The organism is Streptomyces sp. JJ38 (genome assembly GCF_019303475.1).
Lineage (GTDB): Bacteria > Actinomycetota > Actinomycetes > Streptomycetales > Streptomycetaceae > Streptomyces.
On the sequence record NZ_JABLSI010000029.1, the window covers coordinates 11,480 to 28,359 of the forward strand.

Here is a 16,880-nt window from a genome sequence, read left to right on the forward strand (position 1 = left end):
ATGCGTGCTTTTGCACATCGCGGGAGCTCCGAGCACGGGGCTGAGAGGGCGCTGACCTCCGTACGCCGACACGTCGGGCACACCGAACGCGTCGGGACGGGGAAGGCTGCGTCGACCGCCGAACCTGTTACCGGGTAATGCCGGCGTAGGGAGTGGGTCTCATGACCATGCACGATGCACACACGCGCGCGGACGACGGCGACCAGCGTGCCGCCGACAACGCCGCCGGGAACCCGGCGGAGCCGCGCATCGGCTGGCACAAGGGTTACGTCGACGGCTCGCGCCCCGACATCCGGGTGCCCGTGCGTCGGGTCCACCTCACCAACGGCAAGGACGTGACGCTCTACGACACGTCCGGGCCGTACACCGACCCCCAGATCGACACCGACGTCCGCCGCGGCCTGCCGCCGCTGCGGGAGAACTGGATCATCAGCCGCGGCGACACCGAGGAGTACGCCGGCCGGGAGCTGCGTCCCGAGGACGACGGCATCAAGCACACCTCGCCGCGCGGCGGGCTGCGTAACCTCGACGCCGTCTTCCCCGGCCGCCCGCGGCAGCCCCGGCGCGGGCGGGACGGCGCCGCCGTGACCCAGCTCGCCTATGCGCGCCGCGGGGAGATCACCCCGGAGATGGAGTACGTCGCCGTCCGGGAGAACCGTTCCCCCGAGTTCGTGCGGGACGAGATCGCGGCCGGCCGCGCCGTTCTCCCGGCCAACGTCAACCACCCGGAGATCGAGCCGATGATCATCGGCAAGAACTTCCTGGTGAAGGTCAACGCCAACATCGGCAACTCCGCCGTCACCTCCTCCATCGAGGAGGAGGTGGAGAAGATGACGTGGGCGACGCGCTGGGGCGCCGACACCGTCATGGACCTCTCCACCGGCCGCAACATCCACACCACGCGCGAGTGGGTGCTGCGCAACTCCCCCGTCCCCATCGGCACCGTCCCCCTCTACCAGGCGCTGGAGAAGGTCGACGGCCAGGCGGAGGAACTGAGCTGGGAGGTCTACAAGGACACCATCATCGAGCAGGCCGAGCAGGGCGTGGACTACATGACCGTCCACGCGGGTGTGCTGCTGCGCTACGTCCCGCTCACCGCCCGCCGCAAGACCGGAATCGTCTCCCGCGGCGGCTCCATCATGGCCGCCTGGTGCCTGGCCCACCACAAGGAGAGCTTCCTCTACACGCACTTCGAGGAGCTCTGCGAGATCCTGCGGGCCTACGACATCACCTTCTCCCTCGGTGACGGCCTGCGCCCCGGCTCCATCGCCGACGCCAACGACGAGGCGCAGTTCGCCGAGCTGAAGACGCTGGGCGAGCTGAACAGCATCGCCAAGTCGCACGACGTCCAGACGATGATCGAGGGCCCCGGTCACGTCCCGATGCACAAGATCAAGGAGAACATCGACCTCCAGCAGGAGATCTGCGAGGAGGCACCGTTCTACACGCTCGGCCCGCTGACGACGGACGTGGCACCCGGCTACGACCACATCACCTCGGGCATCGGCGCGGCGATGATCGGCTGGTGGGGCACGGCGATGCTCTGCTACGTCACGCCGAAGGAGCACCTGGGCCTGCCCAACCGGGACGACGTCAAGACCGGCGTCATCACCTACAAGATCGCCGCCCACGCGGCGGACCTCGCCAAGGGGCACCCCGGCGTCCAGGAGTGGGACGACGCCCTGTCCGACGCCCGCTTCGAGTTCCGCTGGGAGGACCAGTTCAACCTGGCCCTCGACCCGGACACCGCCCGGGAGTTCCACGACGAGACGCTCCCGGCCGAGCCCGCCAAGACCGCGCACTTCTGCTCCATGTGCGGTCCGAAGTTCTGCTCCATGAAGATCAGCCAGGACATTCGCCGCCAGCACGGCGGCGACCTGACGACGGAGGAGATCGAGGAGGGCATGGCGGAGAAGTCCAAGGAGTTCGCCGCCTCCGGCAACCGCGTCTACCTGCCGATGGCCGACTGACCCGGCCGAACGGAACCGACCGGCGACTTCCTCCGGAGGTCGCCGGTCGTCTGTTGTCAGCTGCGTTGAGCGCTCCGCAGGCGCTCGACCTGTCGGCTGATCAGGTCGGCTGGGAAGGACGAATGTTCCCCCACATCCAGCTTGCTGAACGAGGCGATGGTGTTACCGGCGCGCACGACCGTGAAATGCTCGTTGCGCTCTTCGGGCAGTTCCGGGCCGAGCGGGATGATGACTTGGAAGCTCACGGCCTCGTCACCGAACTGCGGCGGAGCTTCCACGACGACCGACGCCGTGTACTCGCCCGTGTAGCTTTCTCCCGTGAAGAAACGGCACGAGGCGAGTGCCTGCTCGAGCTTCGTGAAGTGCTGCTCGGCCTGTCCGTGCTTGTACGAGGCCAGGGTCGACTCGCCGCCCCAGACGTCGCCCTCCCAGTTGAATACCTGGACGATCCGAGCCGCCGCGGGTCGGCCTTCGGCGATGTCCCGCATGGTCTGGCAGGTGGGGTCGGACACTGGTGGGAAGGGGCGGCTGGTGCCCGCCGGCTCGGATTCCCGCACGGGTATGCCACCATCGCGAGCCTCCGGGACGTCCCCTTCCTTGAAGGCGAGCTCTCTCAGCTGGGTGACTGTCAGGGGCTGCGGACGGGGCTCGACGGGACCCGCCGAGCTCGACGGTTCCGTCGAGGTACCGGATTCCTGCTGAGCCGAGCAGCCACACACCACGAGGACACCCGCCGCCAGAGCTGTGCACGTCGTCTTGCGCAGACCTGTGCGCATGAGTCCCTCCCGGACATCGTGAACGAAAGGCCGGGCCTCCCGTGCCTGCCGCCTGCCTCGGCTGGTCATTCTGCCTTCCGGGCACGGGAGCGGATGCCTCATGCGTTTCGGGCAGGACGTTCGCCGTGAGCACGGTGACCCTACGTCTGCGGACGGCGGTTCGGCCGGGGGTGGGCCGGCAGCCGGGGCCGGGCTCGGACGAGGACGGGGTTTCCGTTCGACGTAGCCGTACCGCCCTCGTCCTCAGGGCCCCGGGCGCGTGATCGTCCGGTGATCACACCGAAGCGTGCGGCGTCAGTCCGACGACTGGTCCGGGCCGGTGAAGTCCGGGCTGCTGAAGTCGGGGCTGGAGTAGCGGGGGCGGGTGCGCGTGTCCTCGGTGGCGGCTGGGCTGGTGAACCCCGGGTGGGAGTAGCCCAGCCGGGGTGTGCGGGACTGCTCGGGCGCGGTGGTGGCGGGCTCGGCGTTGGCCAGTGCCTCGCGCAGGAAGGGCAGGATGCCGCGGTCGAGGAGCGCACTGCGCCAGGCTTCCCGCGCGCGGTCCACCTCGGCTTCGAGCGTGCCGTCTCCGTGGCGTGCGGCGGTTCCTGGGCCCGTGCCCGCCCGTATGGAACTGGCCGAGTTGCGTAGGGCGGTGAGAACGAGGCTGATACAGGCGGCGAGCAGCCCGGCCGCGGCGAGCGCGGCGAAGACCCAGCCGACGCTCCGCATCGGGTCGGCCAGGGTGAGGTCGGGGGAGACGGCGGCGAGGGTGTAGCCGACGGCGAGAAAGATGACGGCGGCGGCCCCGGCGAGGATGGGCACGAGGACCGACACCATCGCGAACAGCCCGGCGCCGCCGGTCTCCCCGGTGCCGCCGCCCAGCCCGGGAGAGCCTCTGGAAGACCGGCGCAGCTCCTCGCGCAGGGTGGTGAAGCGCTCGTACTCCGCCGCCGCGCAGGAGGCGATGGAGGCGGTGGCGGCCAGGGCCATGGCGCGCAGCTGCTCGCTGCCGAGGCGTCGGCCGATGCCGTCGAGGCCGGGCCGGCCCGAGGCAGTGTGCAGTGCGTCGTCGAGGACCCGCTCGAACTCGTGCCGGTCCTCGAACCGCAGATGCGGGGCGCTGTTCATGTGCATCCCCCGATGCTCCGTAGGGCCGTGGCGTCGGCCGGCTTCCGGGCAGGTGGAAGGGCGGATGGAAGAGCCTTGATGGTAGAGCGCTTCCGGGGTGCGGTGACAGGGTGTTTCCGGAATTGCCCCCGGTCCGCTGTGGCTACGTCTGCCCGCTTCAGCGGCAGGTCAAGCCGCTCTGGCTGGATCTTTGGGGTCAGTCGTCGAGGGGAAGCCGGCTCACGAGTAGCTTTCCGGCCATGGTGACGCCGCCGTCCATGGCGATGGCGAGCCGGTCCGCGTACACGTGGGGCCCGGCGACCTGGGGCCCCTCGTCGCCGTCCCCGGAGCCCTCGGCTGACGCGACGTCGCCGAGCAGGTAGGGGATCGGGCTGTGGCCGTGCACGATGCGCCGCCCGCCGTAGGTGGCGAGCAGCTCGCGGGCCGTCTGCGGGCCGGCGTCCTCGTCGCGGAAGGCGAAGCGCTTGGTGAACTTGCGGAACAGGTCCCAGGTCTCGTCCGCGTCGCGCCGTTCGAGGGCCTCGGTGATGGCGTCGTTGACGGCTCCGATCGTCTCGCCGTACTCGAGGTAGGCGGTGCTGTCGGAGTGGATGAGGAGGTGGTCGTCGGCGAGCGTCATGGCGTCGAGTCGGCTCATCCACTGGAGGTGGTGCTCCTGCAGGCGCTCCATGTCGCCGCGCTGCCCGCCGTTGAGCAGCCAGGCGGCCTGGAAGGAGGCGGTTCCCGCGCCGGAGTCGACGGGGGTGTCGCCGAAGCGGCGGGCGCCGATGATGAGCAGCTCGTGGTTGCCGAGGAGAGCCTTGCAGTAGCCGCCGGCCGCGGCGGCCTCGGCGGAGAGCCGCATGACGAGCTCGATGACGCCGACCCCGTCGGGCCCGCGGTCGGTGAAGTCCCCGAGGAACCACAGCCGGGTGTTGCCGGCGGCCCAGCGGTCCTCCGCGTCGGTGAGCCCGGCCTCGCGCAGGGCGACGCGGAGCTCGTCGAGGTAGCCGTGGACGTCCCCGACGACGTAGAGCGGCCCGCGCGGATCCTGGGGGTCGGCCGCGGGGGCCGGGGTCTCGACGAGGGTCGGGGTGGGCTGGGCGGCGGCCCCGGCGCCGATGACGGGGAGGTCGCGCTGGGTCGGGGTGTAGCCGTCGTCCTCGGGGAACGCCTGCTCGTTCACGGGAGGCTGGGAGGGCATGGGGGGCATGGGGGTGTGGGCGGGCGGGACGTGGGCGATGCGCGGCATGTGCGGCGCGGTCGCGCCGCTGCTCGTGTTCGTCGGCTGCCACATCACGGGTCCCTGACCGGCCCCCTGAGTCATCGACCCCTCCACCCATACGCGCGCTGTGCACCTGCCGGACCATGCTGTCGTGGGCGTCCCTGGTCGGAGGCCGGGCCGGTGCCGTGCGCCCCATCATAGGAACGCAGGTCGGGGCTTGTGACGCACCTGGGGGGTGCCAATTGCCGTCGGGTGGCCGGGGAGCCGGGTTTTTTCAGCATTCCTCCGCTTTTCTCCTGAGCCGGTTCCGTGGCCGGGAGCCGCCGGGTCAGTCGGTGGGCGCGGGTCCGCGGCGGGGGGAGATGATCGTCGCGCGGGGCGGGCGGCGCTGGGAGGAGGCGCGCACGATGAGCTCGGTGGGCATGACCTGCTGGACGGTCTGTCCCGTGGCGCCGACGCCCTCGATGGCGTCGATGAGGAGCTGGATGACGGCGGTGCCGATGCGTCCGGGCTTGAGTGAGAGCGTGGTGATGGGCGGCTCGGTGGTGGCGTAGACGGTGGACTCGCTGCAGCACACCAGCAGGAGGTCCTCCGGGACACGGAGCCCGTAGCGGCGGGCGGCGGCGAGGAGGTCGGTGCCGTTGGGGTCGAACAGGCCGTAGACGGCGTCGGGCCGGTCGGGACGGGCGAGCAGCCGGTCGGCGGCGACGGCGCCGGCGCAGGGGTCGTGGGCGGGGTAGGTCTCGTAGACGGGGGGCTGGCCGACGCGCTCGCACCACTGGAGGTAGGCGGTGGTGGAGAGCCGGGTGTAGGTGTCGGTGCTGGTGCCGGTGAGCAGACCGATGCGGCGGGCGCCGGATTCGGAGAGGTGGTCGAGGAGGCCGGTGACGGCGGCCTCGTGGTCGTTGTCCACCCAGGCGGTGACGGGGAGGGTGGCCCCGGGGCGGCCGTCGGAGACGACGGGGATGCCCTGGCGGACGAGCTCGGTGACGACGGGGTCGTGATCGGCCGGGTCGATGACGACGGTGCCGTCGAGCGCGACGTTGGCCCAGACGTCGAAGGTGCTGTGGCGGGCGGGGGCGGGGAGGATGACGAGGGCGTAGCCGCGGGCGAGGGCGGCGGAGGTGGCCGCGCGCACCATGTCGGCGAAGTAGGCGAACTCGGTGAAGGTGAACGGTTCTTCGCCGTACGTGGTGACGGTCAGCCCGATGAGCCCGGATTTCCCTGTGCGCAGGGTGCGGGCGGCGGCGGAGGGGCGGTAGCCGAGCCGGTCGGCCACTTCGCGGACGTGGCGGCGTGTGGCGTCGGGGAGGCGGCCCTTGCCGTTGAGCGCGTCGGAGACGGTCGTGATGGAGACGCCGGCGGCTGCGGCGACATCGCGGATGCCCGCACGTGCCAGCCGACGGCCGCTGTTCCGGCTCACCTGGTGCTTCCCTGCTGCTGTCATGGCGTGCCGATAGTAGGGCTGTGCGGTGTTACTCGCGGGGGCGTTCCCCCATGGGGTAACAGGCACGATTCTGCAAGATCGTTATGGGCTAACTGCCTTTGAATGATGAGTAGTTGCAGGTCATGGCTATAGCTCCAGGGGGTATGTGGGGGCCTGGCCCCTCACTTCTCCGGATGTTGCGAAGAGGTCTCAACTCACCTTCACGAGTGAAGCGCGCCACGGAGCGCGCCTCCCGCGCTCGGCCTGTGCCGCGCGCCCCCGCCGCTGGGGCCCGCGGGGCGCCGTCCCGGCCGCCGCCCCGTGGTGGGATCGGTGAGCGGCCGAAGAGTGAGCGGCGAACTCTCGGGGAGCATGGGGGACGGAGCGGCCCTGGGGGTCCGTGGACATTCCTCTTAGGGTGTGCAGTATTGGCGGACGGGCTCCGGGGTGGTCGAACCGGGACCCGCCGAGGCTGTCAAGGAGGACGCGATGACCGACAAGACCCCGAAGCTGCGCGAGGCGCTGGACGGCATTCCCACGTACAAGCCCGGAAAGCCGGGTGCCGCCTCCGCCGGGGCCGTGTCCTACAAGCTGTCGTCCAACGAGAACCCCTACCCCCCGCTCCCGGGCGTGCTGGAGTCGGCCGTGGCGGCGGCCGGTTCCTTCAACCGGTACCCCGACATGGCCTGCACCGGCCTGCTGGCCGCTCTCGCGGAGCGCTTCGACGTCCCCGTCTCGCACCTGGCGACCGGAACCGGCTCGGTGGGTATCGCGCAGCAGCTCCTGCAGGCCACGGCCGGGCCGGGGGACGAGGTGATCTTCGCCTGGCGCTCCTTCGAGGCGTACCCGATCATCACGCAGATCTCCGGGGCGACGGCGGTGAAGGTGCCGCTGACGGAGACCGAGGAGCACGACCTCGACGCCATGGCGGCCGCCGTCACCGAGCGCACCCGGCTCATCTTCGTCTGCAACCCGAACAACCCCACGGGCGCGGCGATCGGGCGGGAGGCCCTGGAGCGCTTCCTCGACCGGGTGCCAGCCGAGGTTCTGGTGGTCCTGGACGAGGCGTACCGCGAGTTCGTGCGCGACGAGGACGTGCCGGACGGCCTGGAGCTCTACCGGGACCGGCCGAACGTGTGCGTGCTGCGGACGTTCTCCAAGGCCTACGGCCTGGCCGGGCTGCGGGTGGGCTTCGCGGTGGCGCACGAGCCCGTGGCCGCGGCCCTGCGCAAGACGGCCGTGCCCTTCGGCGTCAGCCAGGTCGCGCAGGACGCCGCCGTCGCCTCGCTGGGCAACGAGCAGGCGCTGCTGGAGCGCGTGGAGTCCCTGGTGGCCGAGCGGGCCCGGGTCAGCCGCGAGCTGGTGGTGCAGGGCTGGACGGTTCCGCCGACGCAGGCCAACTTCGTGTGGCTGCGGCTGGGCGAGCACACCGTGGACTTCGCGGCCCGGGCGGAGCAGGCGGGCGTGGTGGTCCGGCCGTTCCCCGGCGAGGGCGTGCGTGTGACGATCGGTGAGCCCGAGGCCAACGACATCTTCCTCCAGACGGCGGCGGCGTTCCGCAAGGAGCTGGAGGCGTAGCCACGTCGCGGGAGTCCGGCCCACCCCGGAGCCGGGTGGGCCGGACGTTGGTGGGCCCTGCGCTCGCGGGCCCTGCGCTCGCGGGCCCTGCGCTCGCGGGCCGTGCGCTCGGGGGCGGCGGACGCCGGGCGCCGGCCGTGGACGCGACGGGCGCTGCCGGGCCTGCGGGGTGCGCCGCGGGGGCGCCGCGAGTCAGGCGCGTTCGACGCGGATCGGATCGCCGTTGCGGACCGTCGCGAGCCGCCGGGCGTCGCCGTCGACGCTGCCCAGGACGTTGCAGGGGCTGGCGAGGCGGCACTCGTCGCCGCGGGAGATCGGGGTCGGGCCGTAGGGGAGGGCCAGGGCGTCCCCCTCCGTCCAGAAGGCGACGGTGCCGGGGTCGACGACCTGCCGGGCACCGCTTTCCAGGGGCAGGCTGAGCCCGGTGTCGAAGTAGACCTCCTCGCCCCAGGTGGCGGCCCGGGACTCCACCGGGAGGGCGGCCAGCAGCTTCCCGGCCGCCGGGGTGTCGTCGAGGGTCGCGGTGAGCTGACCCGCGGGCCAGACGATGCGGATGGTGCGGTGGGGGGCGGTTTCGGGTGTCTCACTCATGAGCTGATTTCAACATTTTGTTGACGTTTGAGGGAAGGGGGACCCCCTGATTCGTTGCGTGGACCCGTGCGACATAATGCTTGTGATTGTGAACGCATTCACGATCCTCTCCCTTTCGGGTGAGATCGTCCGTTCATGATCGGAAAACGTCAGACATCAGCAATGCCTGGATAAGACCGGAAAGGGAGAGCCGGACGAGAAGGGCAGCAGCCGTGCGCGTTCCCGCGCTCGCGGCGACGTGAAGGAGACAGCGACGTGCACGTGGACCTCGCCCTGGCGCCGGAGACGCTGGCGCGCTGGCAGTTCGGCATCACGACCGTCTACCACTTCCTCTTCGTCCCCCTGACGATCTCGCTCGCCTCGCTCACCGCGGGCCTGCAGACCGCCTGGGTGCGAACCGGCCGGGAGAAGTACCTCAGGGCGACCAAGTTCTGGGGCAAGCTCTTCCTGATCAACATCGCCATGGGCGTCGTCACCGGCATCCTGCAGGAGTTCCAGTTCGGCATGAACTGGTCCGACTACTCCCGCTTCGTCGGCGACGTCTTCGGGGCACCCCTCGCCTTCGAGGCCCTGATCGCCTTCTTCTTCGAGTCCACCTTCATCGGCCTGTGGATCTTCGGCTGGGACAAACTGCCCCAGCGCATCCACCTCGCCTGTATGTGGATGGTCGCGATCGGCACCATTCTGTCCGCGTACTTCATCCTGGCCGCCAACTCCTGGATGCAGCACCCCGTCGGCTACCGCATCAACCCGGAGTCCGGCCGGGCGGAGCTGACCGACTTCTGGCACGTGCTCACCCAGAACACCGCCGTCGCGCAGTTCTCCCACACCATCACCGCGGCCTTCCTCACCGGAGGCGCCTTCATGGTGGGCATCGCCGCCTACCACCTGATCCGCCGTCGGCACGTCGCCGTCATGCGGACCTCCCTGCGGCTGGGCCTGGTCACCATGGTGATCAGCGGGCTCCTCGTCGCCGTCAGCGGCGACCGGCTGGCCAAGATCATGTATGACCAGCAGCCGATGAAGATGGCCGCCGCCGAAGCCCTGTGGGACGAGGAAGGGCCCGCGCCCTTCTCCGTGTTCGCCTACGGCGACGTGGACGAGGGGCACAACAAGGTCGCGATCGAGATCCCCGGCCTGCTCTCCTTCCTGGCCCACGACGACTTCAGCACGCCCGTGCCCGGCATCAACGACACCAACGAGGCGCTCAAGGAGCGGTTTGACGAGGAACTCGGGCTCGGCGACTACCGGCCCAACATCCCCGTCGCCTACTGGGGCTTCCGCTGGATGATCGGGTTCGGGATGACGTCCTTCGCCCTCGGCGCCCTCGGCCTCTACCTCACCCGCAAGAAGCTCTGGCTCGCCCCCGCACTGCGCACCGGCGAGGACGAGGTGCCGCGCCTCGCCCTCACCCGCGGCCGCGAGCTCGGCCCCACCCTCACCCGCTGGTACTGGCGCGTCGCCCTGCTCACCATGGCCTTCCCCCTCATCGCGAACGCCTGGGGCTGGATCTTCACCGAGATGGGCCGCCAGCCCTGGGCCGTGTACGGCGTCCTGCCGACGTCCGCGGCCGTCTCGCCCAGCGTTTCCCAGGGTGAGGTGATCGCCTCCATGTCCGTCTACACCCTGCTGTACGCGGTGCTCGCGGTGGTGGAGGTCCGGCTGCTGGCCAAGTACGCCAAGGCCGGGCCGCCGGAGCTCACCGACGCCGACCGCAACCCGCCCACCCGCATCGGCGGGGGCCCGTCCTCCGGCTCGGGCGCCGCCGACGAGGACCGGCCGATGGCCTTCTCCTACTGACCGACGCCGACCCCACGACAGCGCGGAAAGGAGCATCATGGAACTCCCCACCCTCTGGTTCATCGTCATCGCCGTTCTGTGGACCGGCTACTTCTTCCTCGAGGGATTCGACTTCGGCGTCGGCGTCCTCACCAAGGCCCTCGCGCGCGACCGGTCCGAGCGTCGCGTGCTCATCAACACCATCGGCCCCGTCTGGGACGGCAACGAGGTGTGGCTGCTCGCCGCGGCCGGCGGCACCTTCGCCGCCTTCCCCGACTGGTACGCCACCCTCTTCTCCGGCTTCTACCTGATCCTGCTGACCATCCTGGTCAGCCTCATCGTGCGCGGCGTGGCCTTCGAGTACCGGGCCAAGCGCCCGGAGGAGCGCTGGCAGCGCAACTGGGAGCACGCGATCTTCTGGTGCTCCGCGCTGCCGGCCTTCCTCTGGGGTGTCGTCTTCGCCAACCTCGTCCGCGGCGTCCCGATAGACGCCGACAAGGAGTACGCGGGCACGCTGCTGGACCTGCTCAACCCGTACGCCCTGCTCGGCGGCCTGCTCACGCTGGCCCTGTTCACCTTCCACGGCGCCGTGTTCACCGCGCTCAAGACGGTGGGCGACATCCGGACCCGCGCTCGCCGCCTCGCCACCGGCCTCGGCGTGTGCACGGCCGTGCTGGCCGGTGGCTTCCTCGGCGCCACCCAGGCCGACGGGGGCGGCACCGCCTCGCTCGTGGCCTTCGCCGTTGCCGTGGCGGGGCTGATCGCGGCCATGGTGGCCAACCTGCGCGGCCGGGAGGGCTGGGCCTTCGGCCTCTCCGGCGTCACCGTCGTGGCCGCGGTCGCCATGCTCTTCCTCGTGCTGTTCCCCGACGTCATGCCCTCCTCGCTGAACGCCGAGTGGAGCCTGACCGTGGACGAGGCCGCGTCCAGCCCCTACACCCTCACCATCATGTCCTGGTGCGCGCTGATCGCCACCCCGCTGGTGCTGCTCTACCAGGGCTGGACGTACTGGGTGTTCCGCAAGCGGATCGGCACGCAGCACATCGCCCCCGATCCGCACGGGCCCGCGGCCACCGGCTGACGTCATGCGGCCCATCGACCCGCGGCTCCTCCGACACGCCCGCACCACCCGGCTGTTCCTGCTGGCCGCGGTGGTGCTCGGGCTCGCCGGGGCGGGGCTCGTCATGGCCCAGGCCATGCTGCTCGCCGAGCTCGTCGTCCGCGCCTTCCAGCAGGGCGCGGACGCCGGTGAGCTCGCCCGGCCGCTCCTGCTGCTCCTGGCCGTCACGGCCGGGCGGGCGGCGGTGGCCTGGCTGACCGAGCTCGCCGCCCACCGCTCCAGCGCCGCGGTGAAGTCCGAGCTGCGGACGCGGGTGCTCACCCATGCGGCCACGCTCGGGCCCGCCTGGCTGGGCGGACGGCGCACCGGTGAGCTCACCACCCTCGCCACCCGGGGCGTGGACGCCCTCGACGACTACTTCGCGCGGTACCTCCCGCAGTTGGGGCTGGCGGTCGTGGTGCCGGCGGCGGTGCTCGCCCGCATCGTGTGGTCGGACTGGATCGCCGCCGCCACCATCGCGGTGACCCTGCCGCTCATCCCGGTGTTCATGGTGCTCATCGGCTGGGCCACCCAGTCCCAAATGGACCGTCAGTGGCGGCTGCTCTCCCGGCTCTCCCACCACTTCCTCGACGTGGTGGGCGGGCTGCCGACGCTGAAGGTCTTCGGCCGGGCGAAGATCCAGGCGGAGAACATCCGGGCCATCACGGGCGACTACCGGCGGGCCACGATGCGGACCCTGCGCATCGCGTTCCTGTCCTCCTTCGCGCTCGAACTGCTGGCCACCATCTCGGTGGCGCTGGTGGCGGTGGGCATCGGCATGCGGCTCGTGCACGGCGAGCTGGATCTCTACACCGGGCTCGTCGTGCTCATCCTCGCCCCCGAGGCCTATCTGCCGCTGCGGCAGGTCGGCGCGCAGTACCACGCCGCGGCCGAGGGCCTGTCCGCCGCGGACGAGGCGTTCACCGTGCTGGAGACCCCGCTTCCGCGCGGTGGCGGGCGCCCGGTGGGCCCGGTGGGCCGCATCGAACTGGAGGGCGTCACCGTCCGGCACGAGGGTCGCGGCACCGCCTCCCTGCCGGCCACCGACCTCACGTTGCGGGCCGGGGAGGTGGTGGCCCTCGTCGGACCGTCCGGCGCGGGGAAGTCCACGCTGCTCAGCACGGTGCTCGGCTTCACCCGCCCCGACGCCGGCCGGGTCCGGGTCGACGGCGTGGACCTCGCCGAACTGGATCTCGTGGACTGGCACAGCAAGATCGCCTGGGTGTCCCAGCAGCCGTATCTGTGCGCCGGGACGATCGCGGACAACGTGCGGCTGGCGCGCCCCGAGGCGGGGGACGAGGCCGTCCGCACGGCGCTGCGGGACGCGGGGGCGCCGGAGCTGGACCCCGCCACCGAGCTGGGGGAGGGCGGTGCCGGTCTGTCCGCGGGACAGCGGCAGCGGGTGGCGCTGGCCCGGGCGTTCCTGGCCGACCGGCCGGTGCTGCTGCTGGACGAACCGACAGCCGCGCTGGACGGGGCGACCGAGGCGGCCGTGGTCGAGGCGGTCCGCCGCCTCGCACGGGGCCGTACCGTGCTGATGGTCGTGCATCGCCCGGCCCTGCTCGGTGTCGTGGACCGGGTCGTGCGGCTGGACGGGGCGTCGACGGAGGCGGACGGGCCCTCGACGGAAGCGGACGCCGCAGTGAAGGCGGACGCCGCGGCGAGGCCGGAGACCGCGCCTGGCCCGGGCGACGTTGGCACCTCCTTCCCGGTTGACCACATCGCGGTCGAACGGGCCGACGAGGGCTCCGGCGAGACCGTGTTTCACGTGAAACCGGACCTCTCCGCGACAGCGGACCCCTCTCGGGCTCCGGTCGCACCGCGGTCCTCGGCCGACTCCGCCCTCGACGGCGGAACCATGCTCCACCCCGGAACACCGGGTGCGGCCGACCCGCTGGCACGGGTGCGGGAGGCGGGGAGAGCGCTGCGTGGACGGTTCGCGCTGGCCACCGCCCTCGGAGCGCTGGCCCTGGCGAGCGCGGTGGGCTTGATGGCGGTCTCCGGCTGGCTCATCTCCCGAGCCTCGGAACAACCGCCGGTCCTCTATCTGCTGATGGCCGTCACCGCGACGCGGGCCTTCGGTATCGGGCGTGCGGTCTTCCGCTACGCCGAGCGGCTGGTCTCGCATGACGCCGTGCTGCGCGTCCTGGCCGAGCTGCGAGTCGGCGTCTTCACCCGGTGGGAGCGCCTCGCACCGGCCGCCCTGCACCGTAGCCGCCGTGGAGATCTGCTGGCCCGGCTCGTCGGGGACGTTGAAGCACTCCAGGACTACTTCCTGCGCTGGTTCCTGCCTGTGGCCGCCGCGGTCACGGTGGCCCTCGGGGCGACCGGGTTCACGGCCTGGCTGCTGCCTGAGGCCGGGGCGGCCCTGGCCGTGGGGCTGGCTCTCGCGGGCATCGGGGTGCCTGCGCTGACCGCCGTGGTGGCACGCCGGGCCGGGCGCCGGCTCGCCCCGGCGCGCGGCACCCTGAGTGCGCGCACCCTGGACCTGCTCACCGGCGCCGGGGAGCTGACGGTGGCCGGCGCACTGCCGTCCCGCCTCGCCGCCGTCCGCCGCGCCGACGCGGAGCTGACCGGCGTCGCGGCGCGCGGGGCCCGGGCCACGGCCCTGGCCGGCGCCGCAACAGCGCTGATCACCGGGGCGACCGTGGCCGCGGCGGCGGCCTTCGGAGCCCAGGCCGTGCAGGCCGGACGGCTCGACGGGGTCAGCCTGGCCGTCGTCGTCCTCACCCCGCTGGCCGCCTTCGAGGCGGTACTGGGCCTGCCCTCAGCCGTCCAGTACCGCCAACGGGTGCGCCGCAGCGCCGAACGGCTGTACGAGACGACGGACCTGCCCGACCCGGTGCGGGAGCCCGCCGAGCCGCTGCCCGCCCCCGCCGACCCGTTCCCCCTGGAACTGCGCGGTCTGACGGTGCGCCATCCCGGCCAGCGGCGCCCCGCGTTGAGCGGGCTGGACCTCCGGTTGGTTCCGGGCCGCCGGGTCGCGGTCGTCGGCCCCTCCGGCGCCGGGAAGACGACGCTCGCGCACTCCCTCCTGCGCTTCCTCGAGCCGGAGGCGGGCAGCTACACGTACGGCGGCGCGGACGCCCGCGCGTACGCGTCGGACACCGTGCGGCGCGGGGTGGGCCTGTGCGCCCAGGACGCCCACCTGTTCGACTCCACGCTGCGGGAGAACCTGCGCCTCGCCAGCCCCGACGCGTCCGACGACGCGTTGCGCCGAGTCCTCGCCCGGGCGCGGCTGCTCGACTGGGCGGAGACCCTGCCCGAGGGCCTGGACACTCCGGTGGGCGAACACGGGGCACGGCTCTCCGGCGGCCAGCGGCAGCGGCTCGCCCTGGCCCGGGCGCTGCTGGCCGGTTTCCCCGTCCTCGTCCTGGACGAGCCGGCCGAGCATCTGGACCTGGAGACGGCGGACGCACTGACCGCGGATCTCCTCGCCGCCACCGAGGGACGGACGACGGTCCTGATCACCCATCGGCTCGCCGGGCTGGAGGCGGTGGACGAGGTGCTCGTCCTTGACCAGGGCCGCTGTGTCCAGCGCGGCCCCTACGCGCGGCTCGCGGCCGTCGAGGGGCCGTTGCGCGACCTGCTCGCCCGGGAGGCGGAGGCCGACGCCCTGAAGTCCACTGGAGGGAGAGCCGCACCCCAGGACGCCCCGGCCCCCGTGTCCTGAGTCGGGTGCCCCGAGCCGCGTGACCGCGTCCGGAGGGAGGGTGGCCATGGCACGGCACCGTCCGGACGCGGGCTCCCTCGCCGAGCAGCTGGCCGCCGAGTCGCTGCAGAGCCTCACCCCCGAGCTGGTCCGCCGGCTGCCCCAGGTGCTGGAGGCCATGGTGGCGATCGGCGCCGACGTCGATCTGCGGACCGTCCTCGACCGCATCGTCCGCACGGCGGCGGCGCTCACCGACGCCCGGCACGCCGCGATCGGCGTCCTGGGGGCGGAGGAGAGCGCCCACGTCGAGGACTTCATCACCCATGGAGACGCTGCCCTCATGCGGCGACGCGTCCGGGGCCGCCCGGACGCGCACCTCCTCAGCGTGCCGATCCGCGTGCAGAACGAACCGTTCGGACACCTCTATCTCAGTGACAAGTCGGGTGGGCAGCCGTTCACGGACGCCGACCTCCACCTGGTCCGCGTCGTGGCCACCGAGGCGGGCATCGCCATCGGCCACGCCCGCCTGCTGGAGTCGGCCCGGCAGCGTGCCCGCTGGATCGACGGCAGCGCCGCCCTCACCACCGCCCTCCTGAGGGGCACGGGAGACGCCCTCTCCGTCGTGGCCGAGCAGGCCCGCCGACTCGCGGACGCCGCGGCCGGGCTCGTTTTCACGCCCACCGAGGAGGGCGGCCTGCGGATCGTCGCCGCCGCCGCGAATGACCCCGACGAACTGCTGGGCCTGCGGCTCCCGCCGCACAGCCCGCTGGTGGGCGCGCTCCTGCTCGGCGAGCCGGTGTTCGTCGAGAACTGCGCGACCGATCCCCGGCTGATGACCCGGGCCGCCGCCCGGTACGGGCCGAGCATGATGCTGCCGCTGGGCAGCGAGGGCCGGATCCTGGGCATGCTCGCCGTCCCCCGGGGGCCGGGCGCTCCCCTGTTCACCGCCACCGAGCGCACTCTCGCCCAGCGCTTCGCCTCCCAGGCCGCGCTGGCCCTGCTGCTGGCCGAGGCCGGACGGGACCGGGAACGTCTGGCCGTCTACGAGGACCGCGACCGGATCGCCCGGGACCTGCACGACCTCGTGATCCAGCGGCTCTTCGCCACGGGCATGATGCTGGAGGGCGCCCAGCGCAGCGCCGACCGGACGGGCGGGCTGGGGCCGCGGGGCGAGGTGCGGCAGCGGATCACCCAGGCCGTCGACGAGCTGGACGCCACCGTCCGGGAGATCCGCACCGCGATCTACGCGCTCCAGCAGGGCCCCGTGGAGCGCCCCGACGACTCCCTGCGCTCCCGCGTCCTGCGGGAGGTCCGCACCGCCGGGGAGGCCGCGGGCTTCCCGCCCTCCGCGACGTTCACCGGGATGGTCGACTCCCTGGTCGGCGAGGAGACGGCGCGGAACCTGGTGGCCGCGGCCCGCGAGGCGCTGTCCAACGCGGTGCGGCACGCCGCGGCCGGCCGCATCGAGGTGACGGTGGACGCCGCTGCGACGTTCCCCGACGGCCGCCCCGCCGTGCGGCTCACCGTCGCCGACGACGGCGTCGGGCTGCCGTCCGGCTCGGCGGGCCGACGCCACAGCGGACTGGCGAACCTGCACCGCCGGGCCCAGGAGCTGGGCGGTACGACCCGGACCGGCCCGGGGCTGGACGGCGCGGGCACCACCTTCGTCTGGGAGGTGCCGCTGTGAGACACCGC

The 16,880-nt window shown here is 72.3% G+C and carries 11 protein-coding genes and 1 riboswitch; of the genes, 6 read left to right on the forward strand and 5 right to left on the reverse strand.

All coding sequences use genetic code 11. The features are described 5' to 3' along the window. The first annotated feature begins 9 nt into the window (after nucleotides 1-9). A riboswitch (TPP riboswitch) is annotated at nucleotides 10-169 on the forward strand. Next, nucleotides 162-1,970 (forward strand): phosphomethylpyrimidine synthase ThiC, encoded by a 1,809-nt coding sequence (gene thiC, locus HPT28_RS16940; RefSeq protein ID WP_257578781.1) that lies wholly within the window; start codon nucleotides 162-164, stop codon nucleotides 1,968-1,970. It overlaps the preceding riboswitch by 8 nt. A 56-nt stretch (nucleotides 1,971-2,026) precedes the next feature. On the opposite strand, the gene HPT28_RS16945 is transcribed toward thiC, so the two are convergent. The 4 genes from HPT28_RS16945 to HPT28_RS16960 form a co-directional block, all read right to left on the reverse strand. Beyond that, complete coding sequence (locus tag HPT28_RS16945; RefSeq protein ID WP_257578782.1) at nucleotides 2,027-2,746, reverse strand: hypothetical protein; 720 nt, start codon at nucleotides 2,744-2,746, stop codon at nucleotides 2,027-2,029. Nucleotides 2,747-3,040: 294 nt separating this feature from the next. Beyond that, nucleotides 3,041-3,862 (reverse strand): hypothetical protein, encoded by an 822-nt coding sequence (locus tag HPT28_RS16950; protein WP_219091944.1) that lies wholly within the window; start codon nucleotides 3,860-3,862, stop codon nucleotides 3,041-3,043. A gap of 190 nt (nucleotides 3,863-4,052) precedes the next feature. Next, nucleotides 4,053-5,132, reverse strand: coding sequence for a metallophosphoesterase (locus tag HPT28_RS16955; RefSeq protein ID WP_306824633.1), 1,080 nt, complete (start codon nucleotides 5,130-5,132; stop codon nucleotides 4,053-4,055). 256 nt (nucleotides 5,133-5,388) lie between these two features. Beyond that, on the reverse strand, nucleotides 5,389-6,507 hold the full coding sequence (locus HPT28_RS16960) for a LacI family DNA-binding transcriptional regulator (RefSeq protein ID WP_219091946.1): 1,119 nt from the start codon (nucleotides 6,505-6,507) through the stop codon (nucleotides 5,389-5,391). Nucleotides 6,508-6,975: 468 nt separating this feature from the next. On the opposite strand from HPT28_RS16960, the gene hisC reads away from it, so the two are divergent. Then, a complete protein-coding gene (gene hisC, locus HPT28_RS16965) occupies nucleotides 6,976-8,064 on the forward strand; it encodes a histidinol-phosphate transaminase (protein WP_219091947.1) in 1,089 nt (362 codons plus the stop codon). A 192-nt stretch (nucleotides 8,065-8,256) separates the two neighbouring features. Here hisC and HPT28_RS16970 read toward each other — a convergent pair whose 3' ends face one another. Beyond that, nucleotides 8,257-8,655: a cyclophilin-like fold protein gene (locus tag HPT28_RS16970; protein WP_219091948.1), complete on the reverse strand. Its 399-nt coding sequence runs from the start codon at nucleotides 8,653-8,655 to the stop codon at nucleotides 8,257-8,259. A gap of 261 nt (nucleotides 8,656-8,916) precedes the next feature. On the opposite strand from HPT28_RS16970, the gene HPT28_RS16975 reads away from it, so the two are divergent. The 4 genes from HPT28_RS16975 to HPT28_RS16990 are packed head-to-tail and all read left to right on the forward strand — an operon-like array spanning nucleotide 8,917 to nucleotide 16,872. Continuing rightward, on the forward strand, nucleotides 8,917-10,455 hold the full coding sequence (locus HPT28_RS16975) for a cytochrome ubiquinol oxidase subunit I (RefSeq protein ID WP_219091986.1): 1,539 nt from the start codon (nucleotides 8,917-8,919) through the stop codon (nucleotides 10,453-10,455). Between the two features lie 37 nt (nucleotides 10,456-10,492). Continuing rightward, on the forward strand, nucleotides 10,493-11,515 hold the full coding sequence (cydB, locus tag HPT28_RS16980; RefSeq protein WP_219091949.1) for a cytochrome d ubiquinol oxidase subunit II: 1,023 nt from the start codon (nucleotides 10,493-10,495) through the stop codon (nucleotides 11,513-11,515). Between the two features lie 4 nt (nucleotides 11,516-11,519). After that, nucleotides 11,520-15,206: a thiol reductant ABC exporter subunit CydD gene (cydD, locus tag HPT28_RS16985; protein WP_219091950.1), complete on the forward strand. Its 3,687-nt coding sequence runs from the start codon at nucleotides 11,520-11,522 to the stop codon at nucleotides 15,204-15,206. Between the two features lie 46 nt (nucleotides 15,207-15,252). Next, complete coding sequence (locus tag HPT28_RS16990) at nucleotides 15,253-16,872, forward strand: GAF domain-containing sensor histidine kinase (RefSeq protein ID WP_219091951.1); 1,620 nt, start codon at nucleotides 15,253-15,255, stop codon at nucleotides 16,870-16,872. Nucleotides 16,873-16,880 lie beyond the last annotated feature (8 nt).

Excerpts from the sequence above, each read along its gene's own strand:
- thiC (WP_257578781.1), top strand. The coding sequence starts at position 162 with ATGACCATGCACGATGCACACACGCGCGCGGACGACGGCGACCAGCGT.
- HPT28_RS16945 (WP_257578782.1), bottom strand. The coding sequence starts at position 2,746 with ATGCGCACAGGTCTGCGCAAGACGACGTGCACAGCTCTGGCGGCGGGT.
- HPT28_RS16950 (WP_219091944.1), bottom strand. The coding sequence starts at position 3,862 with ATGCACATGAACAGCGCCCCGCATCTGCGGTTCGAGGACCGGCACGAG.
- HPT28_RS16955 (WP_306824633.1), bottom strand. The coding sequence starts at position 5,132 with ATGTGGCAGCCGACGAACACGAGCAGCGGCGCGACCGCGCCGCACATG.
- HPT28_RS16960 (WP_219091946.1), bottom strand. The coding sequence starts at position 6,507 with ATGACAGCAGCAGGGAAGCACCAGGTGAGCCGGAACAGCGGCCGTCGG.
- hisC (WP_219091947.1), top strand. The coding sequence starts at position 6,976 with ATGACCGACAAGACCCCGAAGCTGCGCGAGGCGCTGGACGGCATTCCC.
- HPT28_RS16970 (WP_219091948.1), bottom strand. The coding sequence starts at position 8,655 with ATGAGTGAGACACCCGAAACCGCCCCCCACCGCACCATCCGCATCGTC.
- cydB (WP_219091949.1), top strand. The coding sequence starts at position 10,493 with ATGGAACTCCCCACCCTCTGGTTCATCGTCATCGCCGTTCTGTGGACC.
- cydD (WP_219091950.1), top strand. The coding sequence starts at position 11,520 with ATGCGGCCCATCGACCCGCGGCTCCTCCGACACGCCCGCACCACCCGG.
- HPT28_RS16990 (WP_219091951.1), top strand. The coding sequence starts at position 15,253 with ATGGCACGGCACCGTCCGGACGCGGGCTCCCTCGCCGAGCAGCTGGCC.